Origin of the sequence: Poseidonibacter sp., from assembly GCF_041821165.1 — a bacterium.
Taxonomy (GTDB): Bacteria; Campylobacterota; Campylobacteria; order Campylobacterales; family Arcobacteraceae; genus Poseidonibacter.
Genome location: NZ_JBGUES010000161.1, coordinates 1 through 5,352, shown reverse-complemented (window position 1 = coordinate 5,352; position 5,352 = coordinate 1). Strand labels below are relative to the sequence as shown.

7 protein-coding genes are annotated in these 5,352 nt (G+C 28.1%); 3 read left to right on the top strand and 4 right to left on the bottom strand.

Annotated features, from left to right (window positions below; all coding sequences use genetic code 11):
- The coding region (locus ACERKK_RS10880) for a methyl-accepting chemotaxis protein (protein ID WP_373773101.1) at nucleotides 1-480 on the top strand (480 nt) is incomplete at its 5' end.
- Between the two features lie 49 nt (nucleotides 481-529).
- Here the strand turns inward: ACERKK_RS10880 and ACERKK_RS10875 are convergent.
- The 4 genes from ACERKK_RS10875 to ACERKK_RS10860 form a co-directional block, all read right to left on the bottom strand.
- Nucleotides 530-856, bottom strand: a complete 327-nt coding sequence (locus tag ACERKK_RS10875) for a type II toxin-antitoxin system PemK/MazF family toxin (RefSeq protein ID WP_373773100.1) — start codon at nucleotides 854-856, stop codon at nucleotides 530-532.
- Nucleotides 850-1,110 (bottom strand): AbrB/MazE/SpoVT family DNA-binding domain-containing protein, encoded by a 261-nt coding sequence (locus ACERKK_RS10870; RefSeq protein WP_373773099.1) that lies wholly within the window; start codon nucleotides 1,108-1,110, stop codon nucleotides 850-852. The genes ACERKK_RS10875 and ACERKK_RS10870 overlap by 7 nt, the downstream gene beginning before the upstream one ends.
- 116 nt (nucleotides 1,111-1,226) lie before the next feature.
- Nucleotides 1,227-2,207, bottom strand: coding sequence for an iron-sulfur cluster assembly scaffold protein (locus ACERKK_RS10865; RefSeq protein ID WP_373773098.1), 981 nt, complete (start codon nucleotides 2,205-2,207; stop codon nucleotides 1,227-1,229).
- A gap of 38 nt (nucleotides 2,208-2,245) precedes the next feature.
- The gene (locus ACERKK_RS10860; RefSeq protein WP_373773102.1) at nucleotides 2,246-3,442 is read right to left on the bottom strand and encodes a NifS family cysteine desulfurase; all 1,197 of its coding nucleotides are present in this window, start codon (nucleotides 3,440-3,442) and stop codon (nucleotides 2,246-2,248) included.
- A 269-nt stretch (nucleotides 3,443-3,711) separates the two neighbouring features.
- Between ACERKK_RS10860 and ACERKK_RS10855 the strand changes: the two genes are divergently transcribed.
- Both ACERKK_RS10855 and ACERKK_RS10850 read left to right on the top strand, forming a co-directional pair.
- On the top strand, nucleotides 3,712-4,530 hold the full coding sequence (locus ACERKK_RS10855) for a transporter substrate-binding domain-containing protein (protein WP_373773097.1): 819 nt from the start codon (nucleotides 3,712-3,714) through the stop codon (nucleotides 4,528-4,530).
- Between the two features lie 12 nt (nucleotides 4,531-4,542).
- Complete coding sequence (locus ACERKK_RS10850) at nucleotides 4,543-5,331, top strand: amino acid ABC transporter permease (protein ID WP_373773096.1); 789 nt, start codon at nucleotides 4,543-4,545, stop codon at nucleotides 5,329-5,331.
- Nucleotides 5,332-5,352: the final 21 nt, after the last annotated feature.

Below are 5,352 nucleotides of genomic sequence, written 5' to 3'. Positions count from 1 at the left end.
ATTGATCAAATTGCATTTCAAACAAATATATTATCACTAAATGCAGCTGTTGAAGCAGCAACAGCAGGAGAAGCTGGAAAAGGCTTCGCAGTAGTAGCACAAGAAGTTAGAAATCTTGCAAGTAGAGCAGCTGATGCAGCAAAAGAGATAAAAGCTTTAGTAGAAAATGCAAATACTAAAACTATTGAAGGAAAAAACATCTCTACAAAAATGATTAGTGGTTATACTGTTTTAAATGAAAATATTAATAAAACAATTGGACTTATTAAAAATGTAGAAATGGCTTCACAAGAACAAAAAAGTGGAATAGAACAAATCAATGATGCAGTAACACAACAAGACCAACAAACACAAGAAATTGCAAGTGCAGCTAATCAAACTTATGATATTGCAATCAATACTTCAAAAATAGCGAAAAAAACTCTTGAAAATGTAGATGAAAAAGAGTTTAAAGGTAAAGAAGAAGTTATAGCAATATAGTTATAAAAAGGAGTATAAAAAAGGCTCATGCAATCTGCACGAGCCTTTTTTAATATTCAAAAATCTTAACTAACATAGAAGATATTTCTTTAGATAAGGTTTTATCAATTGAACCTATTTTTTTAACTAGTCTAGTTTTGTCTACTGTTCTAATCTGATCTAATAAAACTAAACCTTCTTTATTCTCAAAAGTTATTTTAGGTCTAAAAATAAAATCAAAGCCTTTACTTGTCATTGGTGCAACTATTACAGTTTTTAAGATATTCATTTCATTTGGTGAAATAATAATGTAAGGTCTTGTTTTTTGAATTTCTGAACCAATCGTTGGATTTAATTTAACTAAATAAATATCAAATCTTTGAATATCGCTTACCACTGAAAATCCTCTAAATCACTATCATTTAAAAAATCTTCTAATAAAGCTTCATCCTCTTTTGATTTACTTTTTTTTATGGTATTTGAGATATTATCAACCCATGTTTCTCTAGAATTATTAATAATTGGTTTTATAAGAACACCCTCTTTCAAAACTTCAAACTCTAAATGTACACCCTCAAGATGAGCTTGTTGAATAATAGATTTAGGAATTCTAACTCCCTTTGAATTTCCAATTTTAGTAAGCATAGTCATAAGAAACCTTTTTTATGTAATTATATTGTAATTACTTATTATTAGGCATAAAAAAAGGCTCATACAATCTGCACGAGCCTTTTTTAATAGTTGATAGTATTTTTAGTAATAAATGATTAAATTGGTAAAACTCTTAAGTTTTCATCAATTTTTTGTTGTAATACTGATTCGATTGCATATAATGTTCCAGTAGACCCAGACGCACATCCTGAACATGAACCTAAGTATCTGATATATAAGTCATAATGAGGAATATTTTCTTTAATATCAATAATTTCCATATTACCACCATCCATAACAAGCATTGGTCTAATATCTTCATCAAGTACTGAATCAATTGCTTTAATTCTTTGAACTAAAGTCATTTTATCAAATGTTAATTCACCAGCTGCACTTGCATCTGCTGCTGTTTTCATTTTTTCTTCTTCCATTTGTGCTCTTGTATCAGCTAAGATATCTACTAAGTAGAACTCTTTATCTTCATGACCACCTGGTTTAATACATGATTTACAGAAAGCTCCTGCTTTTGTATAATCTGTAATTTCTTCAACAGTTTTTAAATTATTGATTTTAATAACTTCTTGAATAGTTCCTAAAGAAACTCTTGCACATTCACATACAATTACTTCTGTTTCAAAAGATTCCATATCAACACCTTTATACTCAGATGCTGCTTTTTTAATAACATCATAAGCCATAACAGAACAGTGCATTTTTTGAGGTGGAACAGCAGGAGTATCTGGATTATCTCTTAGTGCAAATTCAACATCAATATTTGTAATTTTTACAGCTTCATCAACAGTTTTACCAACACATAATTCAGCCATAACATCAGAAGATGCAATTGCAGTACCACAACCAAAAGATTTGAATTTTGATTCTACGATTTCATCTGTTTTTTCATTTACTGCCCAGTATAATCTTACTGCATCACCACATGATTCAGCACCAAAATCAGCAACAATTAGTTTTGCACCTAATTCTTTTGCTCTTTCTTCTGTGATTTCACCTTGGTGTTGTGGACTATTCATTCTATTTACAACTTGATTTGAATACTCATCCCAAATTGATCCGCTAATTAAATCATTTTTTGCCATTTTTTTTCCTTTTTATATCTTTTTTTTATTATTATTTATTATAAACCAGATTTATGACATGAAGGTGCATAAGCATAAGAGCTTGAAATACCTCTTAATCTTGTAACTGCATTTGTAATTACTTCGATTGCATAATCAATTTGTTCAACTGTATTAAATCTACTTAATGAGAATCTAACTCCTGTATGAGCTAATTCACTATCTGATCCAAAAGCATTCATAACTGGGTTTGCTTCTAAATCTTCACTAGCACATGCACTACCTGTACTTGCACCAACACCATGTTGATTTAAATCCCATAACATAGATTCACCCTCAACACCTCTAATAGAAATTAAAGTTGTATTTGGAGTTCTATTTTCTTTACCACCAATAACAATTGTTTCTGGTAATTCTAAAATTGCATTTTCTAATTTATCTCTTAGTTTACTTACATGATTTTTTTCATAAGCAATAGCCATAGTAGAAGTAGCTAATTTCATAGCCCATCCCATTCCTACCATTGAAGCAACATCAACAGTACCAGCTCTTTTACCACCCATTTGCTCACCACCATGTAATAATGGAGTTAATTCACAACCTTTTCTTACATATAATCCACCAATACCTTTTGGTCCATGGAATTTATGAGCTGAAAAAGATAAGTAATCTACTTTGAAATCTTGAACATCAACAGGAACTTTTCCTATTGCTTGTGTAGCATCAGTATGGAAAAGTACACCTTTTTCTCTACAAATTTCACCTATTTCTTTGATTGGGAAGATTTTTCCTGTTTCATTATTTGCCCACATTACTGTAACTAAAGCTGTTTCATCTTTAATAAATTCAGCAACTGAACTTGCTTCTAAAACACCTTCTTCATTTACAGGTAAATATGTAACTGCTACACCTTGTGATTCTAAGAATTTACATGTTGCAGTAATAGCTGGATGTTCAACTTCAGTTGTAATAATATGTTTTTTCTCACCATTTAAGATTTTATCAATCCAAATACCTTTTAAAACAGTGTTATTACTTTCAGTTGCATTTGCAGTAATAAGGATATCATCTTCATCAGCTGCATTAATTCCTTCATATAAAAAGTTAAGTGCTTCAACCATTTTTGGATGAGTTCCTGCACCAAATTTATGTAAAGAGTTTGGGTTACCATAAATTTCACAGAAAAAAGGTTTCATTTCTTCGTAAACTTTAGGGTCAACTACAGTAGTTGCATTATTGTCTAAATAAACTTCCATCATATTCTATACTCCATATTATTTAATAACAATTATCAATTTTGTTTATAATTATCATATATTTTTTAATTAATTTTATGTATTCTAATCTAAATAGGATAAAAATTGTCTTAATTGTAAATTTTAGTTTATTTTTATTCCAAAAAGTAGCATTACTTATTAAATTTAGCTCTTATTATATTCAATTTTTAATAAATAAATACAATATCAATAACCGCAGCTTAAGCTTAGTATGTAATAATATGTAAAATTCTTATTAAAGGTAAATAATGAAAAAACTATTTTCAATACTTTTTGTTTCAATTATTTCAATATTTTTAACAGCTTGTGATAATAAAACAGAAAGTAAAACAACAAATGTTCAAACAAAAGAAGTATTAACAGTTGGTATGGAGCTTGCTTATCCTCCATTTGAAATGTCAGATAAAGATGGTGTACCTCAAGGTGTATCTGTTGATTTTGCTAAAGCACTAGGTGATTATTTAGGAAAAGAAGTAGTAATAGAAAATACTGCATGGAGTGGATTAATACCATCTTTGAAAACTTCTAAAATAGACTTAATTATTTCATCTATGACAATTACAGAAGAAAGAAAAAAATCTATTAATTTCTCAATTCCTTATGCACAATCTTCTCTTGCAATTTTAGCAAATAAAAACTCAGGTATACAAGATATAAAAGACTTAGATGTAAAGGGTAAAAAAATTGCAGTAAAAAAAGGTTCAACAGGACACTTATATGCAATCAAAAACCTAAAAAATGCAGAAGTTTTAATATTTGATAAAGAAAATGCTTGTGTATTAGAAGTTGTTCAAGCAAAAGCAGATGGTTTTTTATATGATCAGTTAACAATATATAAAAATCATGCACAACATAAAGATACAACTGTTGCACTTTTAAAACCATTTCAAAAAGATTATGAATATTGGGGTGTTGCTTTAAATAAAAAAGATGTTGAACTTCAAAAACAAGTAAATGAGTTTATTAAAAAAGCAAAAGCAGATGGAACATTTGACAAACTTGCACATAAGCATTTAAAAGATGCAAAAGCAACATTTGATTCATTAAATATACCTTTTTTCTTTTAGGACTTAAGTATCTTGAATTTAAAAAAATTATTTATAAATGAATTAACATATAAAAAAGATACATCACTTTCAAAGGGTGTGTATCTTTTTAATTTTATTTTACTTCTTTTTCTTATAGTTGTTCCTATTTATTTTATGTTTGTAAATATATCTTATGATTTTAACTGGGCGCAAGTTTATGAATATAAACAAAAATTCATAAATGGATTTTTAATGACTATAATTATTTCAGCTTTTGCACTTATTTTAAGTTTTATTATTGGTCTATTTTTTGCTTATGCACAAAATTCAAAACTAATACTTCTTAGATTCTTTGCAAGATTTTATGTTGAGATAATTAGAGGCACACCTCTTCTTGTTCAAATTTTAATATTTTTTTATGTATTTGCAAATAATCTAGGTTTTGAAAATAGATATATTGTAGGAACATTTATCTTAGCGATTTTTTCAGGTGCTTATGTTTGTGAAATTATAAGAGCTGCAATCCAATCAATTGAAAAAGAGCAATTTGAAACAGGATTAAGTCTTGGTATGAGTGATTATCAATTATATAGATATATTATTTTTCCTCAGGCATTTAAACGAATGTTACCTGCTTTAACTGGTCAATTTGCATCAATTATAAAAGATTCATCTCTTCTTTCAATTATTGCAATATCTGAATTTACAATGAATGCACAAGAAGTTGATGCTATTACTTATTCTACTTTGGAAAGTTATATTCCTCTTGCAATTGGTTATTTATTATTAACATATCCAGTTTCTTACTATACAAATAAATTAGAAAAAAACATCAAATAGTAAAAATTTATGATACAATTT